Genomic DNA, 21,431 nt, shown 5'->3' with positions numbered 1-21,431 from the left:
GGGTGGGGGGCGGCGGGTGGTGGGGGTCGTGGTGGCGCTGCCAGGCGGCGTGGAGGTGGGCGTGGTCGGTGCGCCGGACGCGGCAGATGGTGAGGTAGGTGTCGAGCTGTTCCTCGGTCGCGGGGAGCCGGCGGCGGGCGGTGATGTTGTAGAGGGTGGTGCGGGGGATGGGGGCCAGGCCGGGGCCGGGCCGGGTGAAGGCGGCGTGTGAGGGCGCGCCGGCTTTGTCGTAGATCTCGGCGAGGACGTCGGCGAGGTCGCTGCGGGAGCGGACGTTGACGGGCGCCGGCGCGGGCGGGCGGCCCCGGTCCCGCCGACGGGTGGCAGCGCGGCCGTACGTGCGCAGCCGGTGTGCCTGGCGGCGGGCTCCTTCGTCGGCCCGGCAGGCGTCGAGGAGGGCGTCGAGGACCCCGGGGGAGGGGGCCGCGGCGCCGGTCTCGGCGTTCTGGACGGTGCCGCGGGAGACGGCCGCGGCGTGTGCGAGGTCGCGCTGGGTGAGCCGCGCCGCGGTCCGCAGGGCCTTCAGGTGGGCCGCGAGGTCGGTGTAGGGCGGCCGGGCGCCGCCGGTGGGAGCGGGCACGCCGGCCTACATCCCAGCGCCGGAGCGCACGGCGGCCTCGAAGAGGACGGCGACCAGGCGCCGGCCGCCGCCGGCGAGCGCGAGGGTCGCGGCGCCGATGGCCCCGCATCCGCCGAGCAGGGCGAGGATCTCGCCGATCGCCGTGCCCTCGCGGAAGAGCAGGGTGCCGGTCGCGAGGAACGCGATGAGCAGGATCAGGGCATGCGTGGGGCTCCAGCGCCCGGACGCCGCGGTGGCGGGGGCGTCGGCGGGCGTGCGGGGGTGCGGCAGCTGGTTCACGGGGGGTCGGGTCTCCCTCGGGCGGGCCCGGGTCCCCGGCACGGATGGCCGGGGACACACGGGTGGGTGGACGTGGTCGCAAGCAGGCGCAGCCCTGCGGCAGTTGGCCCTGCCACGCGGCGGGCTGCGCGATGCACACCCTTCCAGAACGGCCCGCCCCGCGCCCGACCCGCCCAACCCTTACATCCGGTATGTCGGTTGACGGCCCAACAGATGTTCCCCTGCCGGCTGGCGAGTTTCCCGCCGACACCGGGCACCGGGCGAGCCCGCCGACCGCGGAGGGTCCGCGCCCTGGCGGTGGGCGCGCCCTCGTCGGGCAGCTGGCCACAGGTTGTTGCCCCCGCCCGCAGGCCCGGGGATGGCCGGCGGGGCCCAGTATTCGTCCCCGCCCGGTTGCGGCCCGTCCCCCCGTCAGTGCAGAGTGCGCAGCGACGACATCGGCTCGATGAGGCGGTGTCCTCCTGACGGCGACTGGTCGCAAGCCCGAACCGCAGGAATTCCGGCGAGCGCGTTGGCCCGCGCCCGCCCAGCGCCCGGTCGGCACCCCTGCGGTGCCGGCCTTCGGCGCGTTCGCCCTCGGCTCCCGCCCCCTCCCATCCTTTCGCCGCGCTCCGGCAGGCAGCCGGTCTGCGCGGGTGCGCCGGAATCCCGGGGCGCGGGGAGGCCGGTGGCCGCCGCCCGCGTCCTTCCGTCCGCTGTCCCGCGGCCGTGGCCTGCCCCCGGTGTCGGCCGGGTGGGTTTGGTGCCGCCAAGATGCGCAAGCGGCTAACCCGCTACGGCTGCTGAAGCCTCTACCGCTGAACAGCCCGGCCTGCCAGGCGACGGGCGGGCGCCGCGCTGACATCTTCACGAGATCTGCTGTGGGCTTCCTGGCAGGCCATCTGGAGTGATATCACTACGGTGCGTGATCTTGCGTGGCAGTAGGGATGGGGGTGGAGTGTGGCGGGGGCGCTTGAGCCGGGTAGGGACGGAGCCCGGCCGGTATTCGAGGGCTTTCCCGAGCCCAAATCGCCAGAGGTCGTCGTGCTCGCCCCGCCGACCCAGAGCGCTCCCTTGCCCACGCCTCAGGTGTACCTGCAGTACATCTACGACGCTGACGACTGGGAGGACTTCACCGTCGAGTGGGTCCACCAGTTCGGTGCATGGTCTGGTCGTCCCTATGTCCGGGTGCAGCGGATGGGCGGGGCCGGCGACCGCGGAGCGGACGTCGCAGCCTGTCTCTCCGAGCAAGGCACCGCGGGCGAGTGGCACTGCTACCAGTGCAAGCACTACCTCAAGCCGCTCGGGCAATCAGACGCCTTCCCGGAGATGGTCAAGATCTTCGTCGCGAAGATCCTCGGCACGTACGAGTTGCCCACGCGCTACATCTTTGTCGCACCAAAGATCGGCACGGGACTCGAACGACTCTTGCTCAACCCGCCCCAGCTGAAGGATGAGTTCTTCGCGGCGTGGAACGACAAGGACTCCAAGCTCGGGACCAAGCCCAAGCTCAGCCCGGAGATACGCACAGCTGTAGGCGCGCTGGCGCAGGCGACGGACTTCTCGATGTTCGAAGCCAGGAACCTCGAAGAGATTCTCGAACTGCACGCTGCGACCCCCCACCACGTAAGGCGCTTCCCGCAACCGCTCAAGCAGCGCCCCGCCGCCGACCCGGCCCCACCTGACCAGGCACCCCACGAAGCCGTCTACGTCCGCAAGCTACTGGACGCCTACAACGCGAAGCACGGCATCGTCTTGGAGACGCTTCAACAGGCCCGCGACCACGCGAAGGTCAGCGGCCACCTTTTCCGCCAGCGTGCCGCCTTCTTCCACGCCGAGTCGCTGTGGCGTTTCGCGCAGGAGAGCGTCCCGGAAGCGACCTACACCGCGATCGAGACTGACCTGTACGACGCCGTGATCGAAATCGAAGACCGCGACCATGCCAGTGGCTACGCACGGCTGGAAGCCGTGCTGGACGCGGCCGTCGCCCACACACCGAACCCGGCGAACATCCTCGCCCCCGTGGTGAAGGTCATCGACCTCAAGGGCATGTGTCATCGTCTGGCCAACGACGACCGGCTGACCTGGTGCAAAGAGGAGACTCCGTGACCCCCCTCAACAGCCCCGTGGAGGCCGGGATGCGCGCTCTGGTCCTCCTGTCAGAGACCTTCCCCCACCGCCTGGACGTCGCCCAGCTCGTCTACCTGGACCACGCAATGCTCCACAGCGGCGACCTTGACCACGGCCCGGCCAGCCTCCACCCCGACCTCCCAGCCGGCCCCGGCGAGCTCGGCCTGCGCCGCCATCTCATCGAGCAGGGACTCATGGTCCTGCTGCGCGCCGGCCTCGCCGACATGACCGCCATCGAAGACGGCTTCATGTACGGGGCCACAGATGAGGCCGCGAGCTTTCTCAGCGCCCTGGAGTCCCCCTACGTCGGCCAGCTCATCGAACGGGCCGACTGGCTCACCAGCACCTACATGCATGAAGGAACGGACGTCCGCGAGGGCATGAAGCAGATCACCCAGCGCTGGTCTGGCCGCATCCACGTGAGCACCGCCGACCTGGGAGGAGAGGACGTCCTGTGAACAGGCTGACGCTCGTACACCTGACCTTCCTCGGCATGGACAAGCCCCCGGCGGCGGTGGACTTCAGCCCCGGACTAACGGTTATCTACGGAGCCTCCGACACAGGTAAGTCCTACGTCGAAGAGGCCGTGGACTACATGTTGGGCGCCAGCGAACTCAAGTCAATTCCGGAGGACGATGGCTACACCCGCATCCTCCTAGGCCTGCGCGTGAGCGACGGCCACAGCCTGACCCTGTCCCGCGCCGTGGGCGGCGACACCATCGAGGTGTTCAACCGCGACCTCCGGGACGTGCCATCCGAGCCGGCCGACGAGACCCTGGGGTACCAGCACAACGCCAAGTCGAAGAAGAACATCTCCCGCTACCTGTTGACCGTGCTGGGGATCGACGGCCGAAGGGTTCTCCAGAACTCGAGCGGCAAGACGTTGCCGCTCAACTTCCGGGATTTGGCCCGCCTGGCCGTCGTTAACGACACGCGCATGGCCGACCAGAGGCCCCCCGTGCTCGGCACCCGTATGCCCCAGAACGAGACCAGGGAGAAGTCGGTCTTCAAACTCCTCCTCAGCGGACAGGAGGAGCCGGAGCGCCCTGCCGCGCCCAGCAATCTGGAGAAGCAGTTCGGCAAGGGCAAAATCGCGGTCATCGACCACCTGATCGACGAGAACCGCGGGAAGCTCACGATGGAGGTGAACCAGTCGCAACTGCGGGAGCGGCTTGGCCGCCTGCAAGCGGCCCTCGGCGAGGTGACCGCCGCCGCCGTCGAGCTTGCTGAGGTTCGCACCAGCCTTCTGCGCGACCGCCGGGGCCTGGAAGAGATCGACCTCGCGGCCCAGCAGCGGGCCGCCGAGGTCCAGCAGCTGCTGGCGCGATTCGCTCTGCTGAAGGAGCAGTACGAGTCGGACCTGGTCCGGCTCCAGATGGTCGGTGAAGCCGGAACCCTCCTGGGCTATTTCCAGACCGGGACCTGCGTCTTCTGCGGCGCCGAGCCTCAGCACCAGCACCCGGAGCACCACGTCGCCGAGAGCACCCAGCTGGCAGCGTCTGTATCTGCGGAGACGCGCAAGACAACGGACCTGCTCAGCGATCTGCTCCTCGTGATCGAAGACCTGGAAGAGCAGGCAGCAGACCTAGAGTCGGCCCGCGCCGCCCGCGACGAACAGCTCACGCGCAACGCTGTGGAGCTCCGCGCACTGGATCAACGGATGCAGCCGGTCGACACGGACGCCACCGAGCTGCTGAACGCCCGTTCACGGGTCGAAAGCGAGCTTGCCCTGCATGCTCAGATCGAGCAGCTCGAAGACCTCAAGGCATCGCTGTCCACCGTGGCTCCTGTTCTGCCGGCTGCCCGTCCTGACGGCATTCCCGCCGCCGACGTCGCCGACTTCGAGCGCGTGATCCATGAGACCTTGGAAGCCTGGCACGTTCCGGGAAACAACCACGTCCTCTACGACCCGACGACTGCAGAGCTCTCCGTTGACAGGCAGCCGCGAAAGAGCCGCGGCAGGGGCATGCGGTCCATCCTCCATGCCGCCTTCGCAGTATCACTCGCGCGTCTGAACACAGGCCGCGACCTGATCCACCCAGGCTTCGTCGTGCTCGACACGCCGGTTCTCACCTACCGCCGGCCTGAAGACCCGCATGAAGACCGTCCCGAGCTGATGACCGCCGACGTCGCCGAGAACTTCTACCGCGACCTCCTGGAGAATCCCCCGGGCCAGGTCATCGTGATCGAGAACCCCACACCGCCAGAGAGCATCAGGGGGCGTGCCACCGTCCACGCATTCAGCGTGGACGGCTCGGAGCGCCAAGGGTTCTTCCCACCCCGAGACGGGCAGTGAGCACCGGCCGCCCACTGTTGGTCGGTGTCCAATTGGCCCTTCTCGATTTGGTGTTCGAGATCCACACGCCGAGTTTCACCGGCGCCGACTCGGCTTTGTCGTGGGCCGCCGTTATCTCGACGACCGCGCCTCTTGGCACCGGCCGGTCGCTTCCCGCTCCTTCCATTGTGTGAGGGCTGCCAGGCCCCGCGGGAACGCCGCTTGGGCTTTGCTTGGCCCCTTTGCCGTACGGGCGGCTGCCGGGGCGGGGGCGAGTACGGCGCAGGGCGAAGGCCCGTCCACTCGATCGAGTCAGAGTTCGGTGCAACCCGCCCGTCCTTGCCAACCCATTGCCTAGCGTCGTGCCGGTAGCAACCAGGACAGCAGCGCCTGAGGGGCGCTGCTGACACTGCATCTGAGTGAATGGACCGACTGCGATGGCGACAGCACTGGACATGACAACCGCATCGGAACTGGCGGTGCTGCGAGCTCTGGAACGAGCGGGAAACCATAAGGTCCCACGCTCCGAGCGAGGCGGGCTCAAAGACGTCCCGTCCTGGGAGATCTACACCCACCGGCCGCCGGTGGACCCCAGCAGTCTCGACAAGCTGCTCACCCATGCCTGGGATCTACCCGCAGCAGTGGGGTTCTCGGAAGAGCTCATCTCTGCTCTGGACTCCTACACCCGGACGCTGCTCGCCTCCGGCCACGCGTTCGACCGAAACGACCTGCAGCGAGTCCTGGCACGGCTCCGATAGTGCTGGACGGGCAGGTCGGGTATGTGCCCCTGAACCGGTTCGAGACGCTCTTTGCCGCGCTCAGCACATCCTTCTGACACCCGTGCGGTGCTGGCGCAGACCGGCGGCTTCCGGGACGAGCGTCCGGGAGACCGCTGGTGCTAGTGCTCGTCTTCACACGGGTGGTCTCCCCAGTCCAAGGAACCGCGGAAGCGGTCGACCACAAGCTCTCCATGATTGAGGGTGTACGGGGGTGCTGCCACCTCCGGATCGGCCATGATGATCACTTGGACCCGCCCCAAGACGTTCATGTCGATGGCCTCCTCGGCGCCGAGGAGCACTTGGTCGTGGTAGGCGGCGTAGTGCCGGGCCGCGCCCGGGCGCCGGTCCAGAGCGAAGCGGGCCGCACGGAGTTCTGCTTCGGTGAGTTCACCGGCTTCGCGGCGGCGCCGGCAGCTGCGGCACAGGTGGATCAGATGCCAGGGGTTGGGGGCCTCCGGCCTCAGGCCGGTCTTACGGAGGAACGCCGGGGTCCTCCCCGCGGCGGGGTCCTCCAGGACGACGATGTCGTGGGGCTGAGGGAGCTGCCGGGTCGGGTGGGACATAGAGCACTCCGGGCTGAGCGCGAACAGCAGCCTCCGAGTGGCGTCGGACATGCGAGGCGGCTCCCTCTGGACGGCAAGCGCCTCCTCCTCGCGCTTGGCCTGATACCACAGCCGTTCGAACCGACGGAGGGCCTTCTCGATACCAGTCGCCTGGCTGATGCCCGCCCCCCAGTCGCGGACCTGCAACGTCAGCCAGTCGACGATCGCCATCGTCAGACGCTGTTCGGGCACCTTCGCCAGCCGGAACGCATTGTGGACCCCACTGGGACTCTTGCCGATCGCCTCGGCCAACTCCCGGACACTGGGCAGCCCGGCCCGGCGATGCAACAGGTGAAGTTCCTGGTTGAGATCTCGGCGAGCACCGGATGGCAGATCCGGCCGTTCGATAACTCCGAGGCGTCCCATATCGCCCTTGCCCTTCTCTCGTGCGGATTCGCTGTGTCAGCGGGCTGCGGGGTTACGTCGAGTGCGAGCGGTGCGACGACGGCGCCATTCGAGCCGGACCCGCCGGGCACCCCAGACAGCCAGTGCGACGAGGAGCCCAGACGCGACGTTCTCAACGATGTTCATGGTGAAACCCTCCCAACGCCTGTGGGGCTAATGGACAGATCTGAACAGCGAACTCGCGACTCCCCCGATCGACACCAAGAGGCCCTGGGCGATCACACCCAGGGCCTCTCTGCACTCTTCGCTTGACCGCCCAGCTCAACGACCGACGGCAACCGGTGTCACGCCCACTGCACCCCCAGCCTGCGCAGCGCGTCCAGCTGCTCCGGGGTGAGCTTGTCGCGCCTCGCGCGGGTGTTCGAGATCCACACGCCGAGCTTGACGGCCACGGGCTCCGTCTCGCCGTCGACCGAGATCTTCTCGGCGTGCCCCCTCGGTACAGGCCGTTGGCCTTCCCGCTCGACCCATAGCGCGAGGGCCGCGAGGCCGCGCTGGAACGCTTGCTGCGCCTTACCCAACCCCTTCGTCACACGCGTGGCCGCTGGGGCGGGAGCCGGGGCCTCAGTGGGCTGTACGCCCAGCCTGGTCAGCCGTCCTTGCTGCTCGGCGGAGAGCTGCGCCCAGGTGTGAGGTTCGCGTTGCCGCGTCAGCCATCGTCCGATGTCGTCGCCGTCGAAAAGCACGCCGGGCTGGATGTCGGGCAGGCTGCCGTCGGCGTCGACCAGGTCCGCGAGCACCTTGTAGTGGCGTTGCCAGTCCAGCGGCCAGGGGCAGTCCCAGTCCGGGTCGATCGCCGCCAGCTGCTCCGCGCGCACGGTGGCCCGTTCCGGGTCCTTGCCCAGGCCGTTCTTCTGTCCCTTCCGTCGGAGGTTGGCCAGGTGCTGCCCGATGGGCAGCATCGCCTGGCCCTCGCCCCAGACTGCGTCTTGGCGGGGTGCGAGGTGTCCGGTGGCGCGGTGGTAGGAGCGGAGCGCGGCGAGTTTGTTCTCCCATGCTTCGTCGCCTGGTTCCCACACCATTCCGGCCTCGTCGAGCAGCGTCTTGCGGTGGGGGTCGAGTTCACCGGCTCGCAGCGCCTTGCGCTGCTGGTGGATCCACCGGCCCAGGGGATAGTCCTTCGTCACGCCGACCGCGGTTTCGGTGTCGTACGGCACTGCGTGAAGGCCGGTGATCTTGTTCTCGGTGCGCCAGCGGATCAGGGCCTGGTAGCCCTCGAGCCAGACGAGGGATTCGGGCCGGATGACGCGGCAGCGGGTGAGGGCGGCGATATCGGCGGCGTCGCGGGGGGAGGCGAAGTTGACCACGATGGAGGTGACCCGGTCGACCTCCTGCTGCGTCTGGCTGGTCTCCGCGGGCATGTCCCCGTTCTCCGGGCCAGCCGCGGGGGCGGGGGAGGGGCGGACGTGGATGCGCCGCCGTTCGGTGCCGCGGGTCAGGGCGCGGGAGGCGAGCTGGTCGACCATGCGTTCCGAGTGCGAGCGCAGGGCTTGGAGGATGTCGACCAGGGGCTGGTAGCTGGCCGAGGCGATCATGTCTTTCGGGTCCTCCCCGGGCTGGAGGAAGACGGGGATGATGATCCGTGCGGTCTTGGCCCGGCCGTCGGGGTTGGGGCGCAGGGCCCGTCCAATGTTCTGGACGACGTCGACCTGGGAGCTGCGCGAGCCGACGATGCACACGGCCTCGACCCCGCGCAGTCCGGTGATGTCGACCCCGACCCCGAGGGCGCGTACTGAGGAGAGGAACGCCCGGTGCACCCGCCGGTTTTGGGCGTCGATGCCGTTGGCGAACCGGTGGATCACCGCACGCCGGTGCGCGATGGGATGGTCTCCGCACAGCCAGTCCGCCCACACCCGGTCCGCAGGCACATGACGGCCCTCCTCCAGCTCGTACAGCTCAGCGTCGATAGACGATGCGGGCAGCTCCTCCGCACCGGCCAGCGCCGCCGCGGAGGCCTCAGCGGTATACAGCTCGGCGGCGGTGCGCGGCATCTGCCCGGCTGTTGCGGCGCTTTGGGGGTGAGTAGCCCTAATCCGTGGACCTGGGGCTTTGCTCAGTTTCGGAGGGTGGAACTCCGTGAAAGTTACTGAGTGGTAGGAACGTCTGGTTCGGACGTGAGTCTCTGTTAGTTCGCTTGACCTGCGGTGTTGTGATGTCTTCAGGGGGCTTCTCAGTTGGAGCGTTGGCTGCTCAGGTGCGAGGGGTCGCCGGTGGTGGCAGCCTGATTGTGCATGGTGCTCGTCTGGTTCGACCGCTCTCATGCTTCGACTGTGCGCGGGGGTTGATGGGCTACTGCCGGTGGACCGGAAGTGAGGCGCTGCGTGATCGCGCGGATGTGGCGTTGCCGGGCGGTCTGTACCCGACTCGCGTGCGTCGTAGTGCTGTTCCGGTTGGCGGAGTGCGCGAATGATATCTGGTGTGACGGAGGTTACATTTCACGTTCATGGGTCTCGGGTGCTCTAGATAGGCATGACAGAGAGTCACTCGCGGGATTCCGGTGAGCCGGGGCTGGTGTCAGACTCGGCACCGGAAAGGCGCTTCGATGCTGCCGGGCCGGTCGTGGGTCGGGAATCCGGCGAGACAGCCGGTCTGGTGGTTGTCATCAACGCTGTGCTGGGGGGTTTGGGGAGTCTGTATCTGACCACCAAGTCGACTGTGATCACGATCACTTCAGCTGTACTTGTGGTCCTGCTGGTCGTTTTCGTCAAGCGTAGGGGCGGGCGGGCATTCCGCCCGGGCCGGAGGGGCGATCGGAGTGGATGGTGAGCTCGGTGGCTTCGGTGCCTTCTTTGCGGACCACTACCCCCGGGTGATCGCCATGCTGGTCGCTCACCGTGGCTTCACCGAGGTAATCGCGCAAGACGCAACGGCTGAAGCCATGACGAGACTCGTCGAGCACTGGGGCAAGGTGGAAGCGCCCCAAGCCTGGGTACGGACTGTTGCATTCCGAGTGGCCTGTCAGCTCGCTGGGCATCAACAGACAGGAATGCTCGCGAGCCAGCTCGTTGACCACAGGGCCGCTCACGACCTTGTAGCAGCCGAACTCGCTCTGGTTGCAGGCACCGTGATCGCGGCGTTGCCGCGACGGCAGCAGGAGGTCATGACGCTGACTCTGGTTGACATGAAGCCTTCGGAGATCGCTGACATCCTCGGTTGCACGCCGGCGCAGGCCAGAGCGAATCTCGCCCACGCGCGCCGGGCACTGAGGAACGCGATCCGGATGGACAAGGAGGCGTGATGATGAATCCGGCACACCGCGACGCGTCTGCGTCGACTGGTCAGGACGCCGCTTACGAACGCCTTGTCGCACGCCATTCGTCACCAGACGCACTGGTGGCTGCGCTGGAAAAGGTGATGGCCGAAGCTCGCCGGCGGGCGGCAGCGCAGGAAGAAGCTGCCCGAGGCCGTTCGATGGTCAGCGTTGTCGAACACGATGCTGCTGCCGCGGTCGCGGCCCAACTGGCTCACCGTTCGAGCCGTCAGGTCTCCTCCAACGGGAGCCGGCGAGTTGGGGAGGCAGCGAGCGCCGGCCCACACACCCTTCCCCGTGTGACGACGGCGGGAGAGGACGGTGCAGCTGTCATCCGTGCCGTGGCCCGTCCTTACGTCAAGACCGGCAGACGCGTCAGCTCTGGATACCAACTGGCCATTGAAGCACTCGTATTGACTACGGCTGATGCTCGGCAAGTAGGGGGGCTGCTGCCGGAGCATCAGCGGATCTGCCACCTGTGCCGTGACTTCAAATCGGTGGCGGAAGTCGCCGCCCTGCTTCACATGACCTTGGGCGTCGCACGCATTGTGGTGGCTGATCTGGCGGAAGCAGGATTGGTCGCCATCCATCAACCGGGAGGAAACGACGCCAGGGGAGGCGTACCTGACGCGCGCCTCATCGAGCAAGTGCTTGACGGGCTCCGTAAGCTGTAATCGCCCGGCCGCCGGCAATGACCGGCGGCTCCTGGGTCGTTTCTTGTTGGGGCGGGCGGCCGACGCGGCGGGGCTGATTCTTCAGTGGCCGGCTGGTGCCGACTCGTGTCCTGGACGACCCTCCCTGCCAACGGGCTTGATCGCTCGGCCACCCGCCAACATGCCGCCAGCTGCAGGTCGACGCTGCTGCTCAGAACGTCGCGGTCGGGTTGCTGCCAATCCCCACCTCATCAAGGCCACCGCCGAGGTAGAGCCGCGCAGGACGCCCTCAGGCGGTCAACGTCGTCGATGTGCTTGCGCGCACTGCGTCCTGAAGACCCCGTGGCCGGGCGGGCTTCAGAGCACAATGCTGGAAGGCTTGCTCGTGCTCGAGCCGGATGTCTCCAGCCCCGACTTCACTGAGTTCTGCGGTCTTCCTCGACGGGATCCGCTCAGAGCGGGCCGACGCGACGCCGCTGCAGGTGCCCTCGCTCACGACGTCGCAGGCGAACCTCATGTTCGGCGCGGCGACAACTGTCCCGCAGAACTGAACTACCGCTGGCACCCAACGAGCATCATGTCGGCAGGGCTGCCGCCCTCGTCGTGCAGGGCCTCCAGCGGCACTCGCCGAGCGGGGCGGGTGAGGTGACGGCCCGACCGCATGCGATCGACGACCGGCTGGAACAGTGTCGGCAGCTCGCGGCGGCGACGCGAGTGCACCGCGTAGCGCGGGCCCCCTCTCCCCAGCAACGGTTGGTGACCCAGCCCGGATCACGTACGAGCCGCCACTCACCTCTCGGTGGCGGGGCTCGAAAGGAGGACAGCGCCGGTGTTGGAGTGGTTACACAGAGCTGCCGTTGTGTGCTACTTGTGGGATCTTGCATCCAGCGGGGGCTGGGGGAGGGGGGATTGGGTGGCGGATACCGGTGTGCGTCGGGCGTCGCGCGCGCAGGACGCGGTGAGGTTGCTGTTCCTGTTGGATCGCTGCGGTGCACCGTGCGGCGGCGAGCAGGTGGGTGAGGAGCCGCAGGAGGCGGTTGCGGTGGTCCGGGGGCAGAAGCGGCTGCAGGCGTTGGATTTCTGGCTGCGTAATCCCGACTACCTGGCCGATGAGCTGCTCAACCAGGTCGAAGCAGGGAAGGTTGACGACACCGCGTGGTCGCTGGAGCGAGCTGACGCCCTTCTCCAGGGTGACGAGCCCGAGATCTCTCGCTATCCGATGGTGCGCTGGCGGTTCGGCGCGTGGGAGGCGCTGGACGACGCCTTGGGCCTTTTGTACGCGCACGGCTTGATCGACATCATGCCGGTGGGTGAGCCGCCAGCGAGGGTGGAGCGGTGGGACTACTACCTGCTGCCCGCTGGCCGGGAGACGGCGGCCGAGTTGCGGACCGCTGCCGCAGATCTGGCCTGGTACGACGAACGGGCTTCGGTGGTGCTGGCGGTGGCGGGGCAAAGCAGCGGCAGCCAACTGAAGGCTTTGCAGTACGCGCAGGCCGAGTATGAGCGCACGGTGTGGAAGGCGAGCATCAGCGGTATCACCGACCGCGTGCGTCAGAGACTCGCGCAAATCATGAATCACAGGGTGGGAGCCGGCGGATGAGCGACTTCGTCGAGACGGTAGCCCGCCGGGCTGGCGTCGACAGCGAGCAGGCAGGAGAGATCCTGGCACGGCACGGAGTGCGGGAGAGTGGTGTTCTGCCCCGCCCGCATCAGCTACTGATCAAACACCTGGGGTTCACCGGAGAGAAGAGCGGCAAGTCCACCGGCACAGTCAACTTCTCCTGGGACCTGGGGCCGGGCTTGTGGGGTGTGACGGCGGACAACCTGCGTGGCAAGAGCAGCATCCTGGAAATCATCTGGTGGTGCCTGCGCGGCACCGATGCTCTCCAGGCCGATGTGAGGAACTGGATCCACAATGTCTGCCTGGACGCCCAAGTCGATGGCGAGGCGTTCATGGTGCGCGTCGACAACACCGGTGACCAGTTCACCGGAACCCTGGCCGTAGGCGTCCAGCAACACGTCACGCCCTTCACCAGTGAGACGGAATTCGCCTCAGTAATGGGCTCCTTCATGATGGACCGGCTTGGGTTGGAGTTCCTGCGCGGCTGGCGCAAGGACACCTCCGCCAGCTCCCGCGCTGACATCGACAGCCGAGACGGCCAGGTCGTGACGACGTCCTGGCCGGCCTTCAGCCACGCGCTGCTGTGCCGCAACCGCGAGAGCGACGCGCTGCTGGGAGAGACGGCCGGCGGCGGCACGATGGTGAGCCTGCTGCAGATGTTCGTCGGCCTGCCATGGACGACGACCCGCCGCGATGCCAAAGCAGCCCTCGACCTCGTGCAGCAGGCTCTGCGCGGCCAGCGCCGGCGTGCCCAGCAGGACCTCAGCGCCCGTGGCTCGTCCCTGGAAGACCTGGAAGGTCAGCTTGCCCAGGCCCGCCAGAAAGCTACTCAAGCCGCTTCCTCTCTCAGGCTGGAGGACGCCGCCGAAGCCGTTGAGCATGCTGGCGCGCGCCTGGCCGAACTGACCGCCCAGCACACCGACGCAGTACAACAGATGCACCAGACCCGCCAGGCCGAGGAAGAGATCCACGAAACCCTCGTCCTGGACCAGGCCCGTCTGCGAGATCTACGGGAGACTGCGGTTGCCCAGCGCTTCTTCGGCGCGCTGAAACCAACCTGCTGCCCGCGCTGCTCCACCACCCTGGACCAACTGCCCCACGCCGATCTGGACGAGACACACTGCCGCATCTGCGGATCCGCTCCGGCGGAAGCACCTGCCGACCTGTCCGCGGCCGATGAACTGGCTGCCACCGTCGAAACCCTCAAAGAGGCCCACTCCCAGGCCAAGACCGCAGCCCAGCGGGCTGCCAAGGCTGCGACCGCCATCGAGGCAGCACTGGCGCACGCCCGCGCTGACCTGAGCGCAGCACAAGCAGCCATGCCCCGCGAGTCCGCACTGCGCGCGCACCTGGAAGTCGCCCGTCTCGAAGGCAAACTCTCTGAGCGGCAGGCGGCGGACCAGCGTGCCCGCCGGCCGGACGGGATGTCGGCAGAAGAGCAGGTGCTGGAGGCCGCCGCGAAGGAAGCCGACAAGCGTGCCAAGGGCACCTCGACCGCACTGTTGGGTGCCGTAAGTGAGGAGATCTGCCGTCTCGGGATCCGGCTCGGCATGAAGGAACTTCAAGCCATCAAACTGCTGGGCAACGGCAAACTCGAGGTCACCAAGGGCGGCAGCAAGACCACCTTCACGGCCGTCACCCCTGGTGAGCAGGTGCGCCTGCGCATCGCCACCCTGCTTGCGCTGCTGCGCGTCGGCAAGAAGACCGGCGTGGGCCGCCATCCCGGCCTGCTCCTGCTCGACTCCGCCGGCGCGCAAGAGACCATCGACGTCGACGTGGCGGAAGTCCTCAGCCAGCTCAAAGACATCTGCGAGGAAACTGCCGGTTTGCAAGTGATCACGGCTACGGCCAAACGCGACCTGGCCACCGCGGCTATTCCAGCCGACCGCCTGCGCGTCGCAGGACCGGGTGCCCCCGTGTGGTGACCAGCTCGTTAAGGTAAGCGACCGTCCATCGAAAAAGGCCACCGTCCGTGACCCCACTCGAGATGCTCCTCGCCCAGAACGGCGATCTGCCCACTCTCACCGATATCGGTGGTGAGAACGCCCTCTGGCAACAGGCCGACACCCTAGCCGCCTCCCCACTGTGGTTCCGCGCCGTCGAGATCCTTCTGGCCGAATGGGACACCCTTCACCATCCCGACCAAGCGGCCACCTTCGTCACGCAGGCCCTGACCACTACCACCAGCCCTGCGGCCGCCGACGACCTCCTAGACCAGCTCGTCGAACATCCCGGCTACCTTCAGCGTGCAAGCTCCCAGCTCAACACCCTCGCCCTCGAACGCAGCCGCCACCACAGCACCCCCCTGGAAGCCGAACTCGCAGGCATCTTCCTCGAAGCTGCCCTGCGCCTCGCTCTGCCCGGAACTACCAAGCGCTACGCACTGTTCGACCGCCTCGTCGACTCCGACGCCACCACGGCCTCCGCCGCGTATGCCCGCCGCGTCGTCCGCGCCCTGGGCACCGCCTACGAGTACTGGCGGGACATCGACCTGCTCACCGCATTGCAGCGGTTCTCCCACTCCGCCGCCCACGGCGACGCTGCCTACGAGCTCGCCATGTGTCATCTCGCCGACGCCGCCAACGCCCCTGACCGCTCCACGCTGCTGCAGGCATTCGCCACCGCCCGCGACCTTCTACAGCAAGCCATCGACGCCGACGAGGACCGACCCGACGCCACCGCCTTCCGCGCCGCTCTCGACGCCGTTCTCGCATTCGACACGGGCAACACCACCACCCTGGCCACTGCCACCGGCCAGCTGCGCCGCTCCCTCGCTGAGCACGCCCTGTGGCTGACCGGCACCCGCACACACTGGCGCGCTGGCCGCTACGACACCGAAGCCGCCTGGTACACCCTCAGCTGCAGCCTCGAACACGTCGACGCCCACCTGGACCAGCCCCTGACCGCCTGGCCGAACCAGACCATCCAGCACGTTCTCACCGTCTATACCGCGCACCGCAGCGTCCGTCTTCAGCCAGCCGAAGCCGACCAGGGCCTGCAAGTCCTGGTTGCCCCGCGCATCGAGAATGCCTTCGCTAGCCGCCAAGGCCTCCTGCTGCACCTACGGGGTCTGGTCACCGACGCCCCCGACGACTGGGACGCTCACGCCGCCCACCAACTTCTCCAAGCCATCGACAACCGACTGCAAGCCGACGCCTCCCAGGCGCAAGCAGGAGACCCGGGAAAAGCCGCAGCGGCGGCCTCCTACCCGGAGCTGGCCGCCGAACTCGGTAGCCAGCTCCTCGCCAGCCTGCCCACGCACATGCTCACCAGCCTCCAGGCCACCTACGCAGACTGGGAAGCCACTCTGGTCCGCAGGCTGCCGATCGCCCAGCAGTACATTTACAACGACATTCTTGCGGTCCTACGGGGCTGCCACGACTTCCACCACCCCACCGTCCGGGAGCATTTCACCCACTTGATCGTCCAGGCCATCCGCTTCCTGCACAGCAGGACCAATCGTGCCCGCGCACACCACACTCCGCGCTCCGCCTACCTCTTCGCCCCCGCGACCGGCGAGAGGCTTCCCCTGGAGGAAACAGTCCAGGAAGACCTCCACGACTATCTGGACGGCAACCTGGAGGAAGCCGACATCGAAGTCACCGACCGTAGTGGAGGCCGCGCCGACATCGAAGTCCGCTTCCCCGGCTTCACCAGCGTCATCGAATGCAAGCGCACAAAAGGTAGAACCACACGCAAGGGTCTACGGCGCTACCTCGGCCAAACAGTCGCCTACCAGGCCGGCGGCATCACCTTGGGCATGCTCGTCGTTCTCGACCTGACACCCAAATCAAGCTGGATCCCCAATATTCGTGACGACATGTGGGCAGACCACATCTCCTCACCAGTTCCAGGACAACGAGACCGGTGGGCTGTCGTCGTCCGCGTCCCCGGAAACAGAACCTCTCCGTATGACATGACCACGCCGGGCCCAGCTCAGTAGAATAGACGACCGATCCAGCTACACCCATCGCGTCCCGATCGCGGACAGTTGCTCCACTCGTTCCGGGACAGCGGCGCTGGTTCCCGATCCGCGCCCCCAGCCGAAGCTCCCGCCCTCCTGGTCCTCCTCGACGAAGATCCGTTCGACGTACTTTCCGACGTGCCCTTCGCGCTCGGAGAGCTGCCGAGTGTCGGCGTAATCGCCTATGTGACTCTGGCAAGGACTCTGTGCTAATGGGGTGTGCTGGCGTGCGCCGGTGACGCCTCGTCACGGGTAGCAGCATGGTCAACGAGTGTGATGACCTCGTGCAAATCGTGTCTCCGCACCTTGATGCGGTGCAGGTGAATCGAGTGTGGGTGGTGGTTAGTGTCGTCCGCATCGCAGCCCGCACACGCGAGTTGACGGTGGCGTGTACGGACTGTGCTCGCGGTTCGGCGTGGGTGCACAGCCGCTACGGCCGCATACTGGCCGATGTAGCTGGGGGTGGCCGACCGATGGTGATCGAGCTGCCCGTGCGGCGGTTGCCGCGGTGACTGCCCGGGCTGTGGTCGGCGGGCGTTCGCCGAGCAGGTTGAGGGGCAGACGACGCGCTACCAGCACCGCATCCCGCTGCTGCAGCACTGACCTGGCTCAGGAACTCCCAGAGCCGGTAACTAGTGCTAACGGCCCTCGTTGTCACCTTAGTTGGGTGTCAGTGTCTGCCTCTGCGTGTAGAGAGGGGCATGTTGCGGGAGGCGGGATGGCAGACAGGACGGCGTTCATGCAGGAACTGTGGTCGCAGGTGCTGGAAGTAACCAAAAGGCGGCGGCGGTTCACCTGGATTCTGCTGAGCCAGAACGTAAAAGTTCTCTCCTACGACGGTCTCACGCTGACACTGACCTGGGTGAATCAAGGCGCATTGGACAACTTCGTCAACTCAGGATCCCGCAGCGTGCTTGCGGGAGCGATCGAGGAGGTCCACCACCAGGTCACCATCGAATCGGTCGTCGAGAACGCACTACCTGCCCTCGGAAATTCCGCGCCCGATGGTTCGGCGACGCAACTGCACGTATCCGTCGCCGTCACGGCCCCTGCCCCGTCACCCCAGCCGCCTAAGCAAGCGACTCTCACCCTGCACCGTGTTCTGGGCCAGACGGCGTTTCTCATGCACGAGCAGGGCAACAATCAGGCCGCGGCCCTGCTCGCGGATGTGGGAAACGTGGAACTGGGCCCACAAAACCTGTCGGGGCACCCCCAAGACGCTGTCCTCATTGTGCCGGCCTACCTCGTCCCCCGTTTCACCGATGACGTCCTCGCAGCGATTCAGCCGGTGCTCGAGCACGTGGCGGGACGACACGGACTGAGAGTCAACGGAGTCTCCGCCGCGCCTGCGCTTCCCCAGATCGATGACGACTGGAGGCAGGTCCTGCAAACACGGCTGGCCACGGAAGCGGCCCCCAACCAGCCGTTCCAGCCCCGAACCGACGAAGCCGCCTTGGCTACTGGGCAAGAGGGCCCGGTTGCAGATCGGACGCCTGGGTGCACCCGGTACGGCAAGACCACTGGCCGTCAATGCCGACGCCTGGCTGCCGAATGGCCCCGCTACGACAGCTTGCCTCCTCCTGTAGCTGCTTGCTTCAGTCACCTCACCCCCGAGGAGTGGGCAGCCTGCCAACAGGCCCGTGCTCGGGCCGGGGAGGAACGCAACACCCGCTGGAAGGCAGAGCACGTTGCGCGCGAGTATCCCGAGGATGTGCCGAGACCTGCAGCGAATCCCAGTCCTGCGCCGCGGCCCTGCACTGGCGCATGCACTTCACGAGAACGTGCCTGGGGCCACGACTCGGACGGAGCCTCGGTGACATGCGCCTATTGCGGCGGGTGGGTGTGCGTGAGTTGCGGGCAGGCGAAGGTCGACGGAGCCTTCGAGTTCTGCACCGACTGCTCGAAGAACAATCTGTGGGACGACACCGAGTGCGACCGGCAGCATGAAGAAGAGGCCGACAGCGGACCGGACCCTCACACCCGGCTGACGGCCATGGTCAATGACCTGGTCAAGGCAACCGGCACCACGCACCGGCAGGTGAACGCACGCCTCAACCGCAGAGTCGGGGTGACCACCAGAGTCGGCGCAGACGAACAGGTCATCCGTCGTGCAGTCGGCGCGGCCCGCGTCTGGCTCGGCCAGCTCGGCCCTTCCGACTGACCAAGGCGGGCGGGACGGCCCTGCGTGCCATCACCAGGCGCTCCGACGGACCTTGCCGAGGCGCGATGGGCCGCCTCATCAGCACCGGCTGGTTCGAAGTCGTCCGCCCGACACGCACCCAGCCCCTGCACGCTCTTCACACCACCGTCCGGGGCCGCTCCGCTCTCCCTCACTGGTGACACCCCGTACCTGCGAACGCCCCCTCGCCCCGGCCGGGCCGTGAAGTGTGCCGGGCTGCAGCAGGAGGTGGCACCGAGTGAACACGCTGCGGGTGGACGTGCTGGCCTATGACATGCCCTGCCGGCAGTGCGCCCTGCCGTTGTGGTGGGTGTTCGCGCTGCTGCCCTCACACCGGCCGCGCGGGGACGAGTTCACGACGACAGACTTTCCCGAAGCCGTCGAGATGGCACGCCGTATCCTCGCCGATCCCTCGGGCGACACCGCAGACATGGCCGCGCAACTGCGCCCTCGCCCCGCCTGGCAGCAGGGCCGCGGCTTCAATCCCAACACCTGCGGCCGCTGCGGGCACCAGGCCGAGTGGCATGTACTCGACGACGTGATGCACGATGCCTTCCACGAGGGCTGCATCCGGGCAGCGGAAGGCCGCATTCCTATCGGGGAGTGGCGCGCGATCCGAGGGCGCGGCCAGGGCATCTTCTGGCCCTTCCTCTGACCGGCCACAGGGGTTGCGGGATGAGCCGTGGTCAAGCAGTGATCACCGTGTCGCCCGATGGGATGCTTCAGACGGGCAAGCCGATGCCAGTGAGGGGGCCAGGCTCGTTGTGGGCCACTGACACGCCGTACCCCGGCGGCGTGCGGCACCATGATGGAGCAGCGCATGCCCGGCACGTTCAAGCGGCTCAAGCAGGAAGCCCTCATCGACGGTGAGTGGGACGGCCTCCCTCTCGAGGGGACGCTGCGGCAGCTGAAAGCAGGGATCGGCGCATGTTGCAGCAGCCTGGCCGACGCCTTCTGGATCACCCTGGGAGCGGTCTCCGTCAAACTGCTGCGCGACGCGGCCGAACAGGTCCAGGCGCTGCGCGCCACCGTCGAGTTCGACTCCGGCGTCCGGATCATCACCCACGACCTCCTCGAACGTGAGGTCTCCTTCCTCGACACGGCCACCGGCGAAGTCGAAACCCTGCCCGTCGTCCCCGAAGGAGGCGAGCGCAGCGCCGGCTCCTACAGCGTCACTCTCATGGGCATCCCCGTGGTCGAAACCGCCCGCGGCAGCGTGACCCTCGACGCCGTCATGACCCTGCTCTACCTCCAGCAGGCCCACGCCGGCCACGCTGTCTACGGCGGAGCGAACGCCAACGACCTGGCCGTCACCATCGAGGTCTGCTTCAACCTGCTGGACGAGGAGGCAACCCGGCTCAAGGCCCACTCCACCGCCGCCGCCCGCCGGGCCTCGGCGAGGGCCACACAGCTGAAGAAGGCCCTCGAGCAGCGCGTCGCCGACGGACTGCCCACCGCCATCGAGTTCGACACCGACGAAGCCCGCCTGGCCAAGGCCCTCGACGCGGCCAACAGCGAAATCCTGCGTCTGAACACCGAACTCGACACCCACCAGGCCATCCTCGCCACCCGCAGCAGTGAGCAGGCCCAGGCCGCGCAGCGCGCCACCGATACAGGGCTGGATGCCGACCGTGCTCAGCAGGCCCTGACACCGCTGTACGAGGCCCGCGGACAGGCCCGCGCAGCGCTGGAGCGAGCCGAGGAGGACGCCCGGCCCCGCATTCGCTGCCCCGAGTGCAGCCAACTGCTGAAGAACGACACCAGCCCCGGGCCGGCCTGCCCGCTGTGCGGCCAGCCCGACTCCGCCCTGCCCGAACGGCTGGCCGCCAAGGCCCGCACAGCCGATGCGGCCCGGGCCGCACTGGCCGCCGTCGAGGATCAGCTCCAGACCGCCCAGACCCACGCGCAGCAGGCCGTCGACACGCGCCGCAAGCGCAGCGAAGCCGTGCACAAGGCCGCATCCCGCACCGATGCCTACCGCACAGCGGAGATCACGCCCCGGGAGCAGGCCAGGTCCAAGGCCGCTTCCGCCGCAGCCGAGCACAAGGCCGCCCTTGCCGCGGTACGCGACCGCCGCAAGGAGCTGATCCGCCTGAGTGAACTCGAACGCCTGGCCAACCATGCCGCCGAGGAGGCCGAACGAGCCCGTACGGCCTGGGCGAGCGCCGAAGGCGACGCCCAGCACGTCCGCCAGCAGACGGCGAAGGAACTGTCGGTGATCTACGCGGAGAAGGTCATCCCCATGGCGCCCGACAAGATCCGGCAGGCCACCATCGACCCCAAGACCTTCATGCCGAAGCTGAACGGCCGCACCGTCCGGCAGCTCGCCCGCTCAGCAGGCATGATCAATATCGCCAACAACGGGCTGCATCTGGCTCTGCTGGAGGCATCCCGGACTCTGCCCGGCCTGAGGCTGCCCAGCAGCCAGTGGCTCGATGGCTCCCTCGACGGCCTTGGTGCCGGCGACGAAGGAGCTCTCCTGGCCAGCAGGACGCTCGCCGTCATCACCGCTACTGCCGGAGCCGACTCCCAGCTTCTGCTCGCCACCGCCCACGACCTCCCGCCGGCCGCCGACGCCGTGATCACCGAACACGACAGTCACCACCCGGTGATCCCGCACGCCCGCACCACCGCCGACGACACTCCCTGACAGGTCGGCGATCCCATCGCAGAGACGCTGTCCCCTTGCGCCGCACGGCCGTTGGGGGCAGGGGAGGGGGGTGTCATGGGGATGT

General features: G+C 67.7%; 15 protein-coding genes and 1 pseudogene. 12 read left to right on the top strand and 4 right to left on the bottom strand.

The genetic code is table 11. From position 1 onward, the window contains the following. The coding region (locus tag IG94_RS0131940; RefSeq protein WP_157852367.1) for a helix-turn-helix domain-containing protein at window positions 1–580 on the bottom strand (580 nt) is incomplete at its 3' end. A 6-nt stretch (window positions 581–586) separates the two neighbouring features. Next, window positions 587–859, bottom strand: a complete 273-nt coding sequence (locus IG94_RS0131935) for a hypothetical protein (RefSeq protein ID WP_031045320.1) — start codon at window positions 857–859, stop codon at window positions 587–589. A gap of 939 nt (window positions 860–1,798) precedes the next feature. On the opposite strand from IG94_RS0131935, the gene IG94_RS0131930 reads away from it, so the two are divergent. From IG94_RS0131930 to IG94_RS41000, 4 genes are all read left to right on the top strand, one after another. Next, complete coding sequence (locus IG94_RS0131930; RefSeq protein WP_031045318.1) at window positions 1,799–2,947, top strand: ABC-three component system protein; 1,149 nt, start codon at window positions 1,799–1,801, stop codon at window positions 2,945–2,947. After that, window positions 2,944–3,426 (top strand): ABC-three component system middle component 2, encoded by a 483-nt coding sequence (locus IG94_RS0131925; protein ID WP_107060758.1) that lies wholly within the window; start codon window positions 2,944–2,946, stop codon window positions 3,424–3,426. Before IG94_RS0131930 ends, IG94_RS0131925 begins: the two co-directional genes overlap by 4 nt. Continuing rightward, window positions 3,423–5,264 (top strand): coiled-coil domain-containing protein, encoded by a 1,842-nt coding sequence (locus IG94_RS0131920; protein ID WP_031045314.1) that lies wholly within the window; start codon window positions 3,423–3,425, stop codon window positions 5,262–5,264. Before IG94_RS0131925 ends, IG94_RS0131920 begins: the two co-directional genes overlap by 4 nt. A gap of 416 nt (window positions 5,265–5,680) precedes the next feature. Next, a complete protein-coding gene (locus IG94_RS41000) occupies window positions 5,681–6,001 on the top strand; it encodes a hypothetical protein (RefSeq protein ID WP_224326586.1) in 321 nt (106 codons plus the stop codon). Between the two features lie 140 nt (window positions 6,002–6,141). Here the strand turns inward: IG94_RS41000 and IG94_RS0131905 are convergent, their stop codons facing one another. Continuing rightward, window positions 6,142–6,795, bottom strand: coding sequence for a hypothetical protein (locus IG94_RS0131905; protein WP_157852365.1), 654 nt, complete (start codon window positions 6,793–6,795; stop codon window positions 6,142–6,144). Between the two features lie 518 nt (window positions 6,796–7,313). After that, window positions 7,314–9,020, bottom strand: a pseudogene (locus IG94_RS0131900) (helicase associated domain-containing protein); the annotation flags it as partial. A gap of 764 nt (window positions 9,021–9,784) precedes the next feature. Here IG94_RS0131900 and IG94_RS0131895 point away from each other — a divergent pair. The 8 genes from IG94_RS0131895 (at window position 9,785) to IG94_RS0131845 (ending at window position 21,346) form a co-directional block, all read left to right on the top strand. Continuing rightward, on the top strand, window positions 9,785–10,267 hold the full coding sequence (locus IG94_RS0131895) for an RNA polymerase sigma factor (RefSeq protein ID WP_031045306.1): 483 nt from the start codon (window positions 9,785–9,787) through the stop codon (window positions 10,265–10,267). 311 nt (window positions 10,268–10,578) lie between these two features. Then, window positions 10,579–10,953, top strand: a complete 375-nt coding sequence (locus tag IG94_RS44420; protein WP_372459493.1) for a DUF742 domain-containing protein — start codon at window positions 10,579–10,581, stop codon at window positions 10,951–10,953. Between the two features lie 892 nt (window positions 10,954–11,845). Then, window positions 11,846–12,532, top strand: coding sequence for a hypothetical protein (locus tag IG94_RS0131875; protein ID WP_063763423.1), 687 nt, complete (start codon window positions 11,846–11,848; stop codon window positions 12,530–12,532). After that, window positions 12,529–14,478: a coiled-coil domain-containing protein gene (locus IG94_RS0131870; RefSeq protein ID WP_031045295.1), complete on the top strand. Its 1,950-nt coding sequence runs from the start codon at window positions 12,529–12,531 to the stop codon at window positions 14,476–14,478. The genes IG94_RS0131875 and IG94_RS0131870 overlap by 4 nt, the downstream gene beginning before the upstream one ends. Window positions 14,479–14,525: 47 nt before the next feature. Continuing rightward, window positions 14,526–16,496, top strand: coding sequence for a hypothetical protein (locus IG94_RS0131865; protein WP_031045292.1), 1,971 nt, complete (start codon window positions 14,526–14,528; stop codon window positions 16,494–16,496). Window positions 16,497–17,235: 739 nt separating this feature from the next. After that, entirely contained in the window at window positions 17,236–18,678 is a 1,443-nt protein-coding gene (locus tag IG94_RS42670) for a hypothetical protein (RefSeq protein WP_157852363.1), read from the top strand. A gap of 256 nt (window positions 18,679–18,934) precedes the next feature. Beyond that, window positions 18,935–19,351, top strand: a complete 417-nt coding sequence (locus tag IG94_RS0131850) for a hypothetical protein (protein ID WP_031045286.1) — start codon at window positions 18,935–18,937, stop codon at window positions 19,349–19,351. A 165-nt stretch (window positions 19,352–19,516) separates the two neighbouring features. Then, window positions 19,517–21,346 carry a coiled-coil domain-containing protein gene (locus tag IG94_RS0131845; protein WP_157852361.1) on the top strand — a complete coding sequence of 610 codons (1,830 nt, stop codon included), beginning with the start codon at window positions 19,517–19,519 and terminating at the stop codon, window positions 21,344–21,346. The last annotated feature ends 85 nt before the right edge of the window (window positions 21,347–21,431 follow it).

The sequence above is a fragment of the Streptomyces olivaceus genome, from assembly GCF_000721235.1.
In the GTDB taxonomy this organism is placed as follows: domain Bacteria; phylum Actinomycetota; class Actinomycetes; order Streptomycetales; family Streptomycetaceae; genus Streptomyces; species Streptomyces olivaceus.
The sequence above is the reverse complement of the archived record's forward strand: the minus strand, read 5'-3'. Positions and strand labels throughout refer to the sequence as shown.

What these genes read in the sequence shown, in the direction of transcription:
- IG94_RS41000 (WP_224326586.1), top strand. Translation starts at nt 5,681, where the DNA reads ATGGCGACAGCACTGGACATGACAACCGCATCGGAACTGGCGGTGCTG.
- IG94_RS0131905 (WP_157852365.1), bottom strand. Translation starts at nt 6,795, where the DNA reads ATGGCGATCGTCGACTGGCTGACGTTGCAGGTCCGCGACTGGGGGGCG.
- IG94_RS0131870 (WP_031045295.1), top strand. Translation starts at nt 12,529, where the DNA reads ATGAGCGACTTCGTCGAGACGGTAGCCCGCCGGGCTGGCGTCGACAGC.
- IG94_RS42670 (WP_157852363.1), top strand. Translation starts at nt 17,236, where the DNA reads ATGGCAGACAGGACGGCGTTCATGCAGGAACTGTGGTCGCAGGTGCTG.
- IG94_RS0131845 (WP_157852361.1), top strand. Translation starts at nt 19,517, where the DNA reads ATGCCCGGCACGTTCAAGCGGCTCAAGCAGGAAGCCCTCATCGACGGT.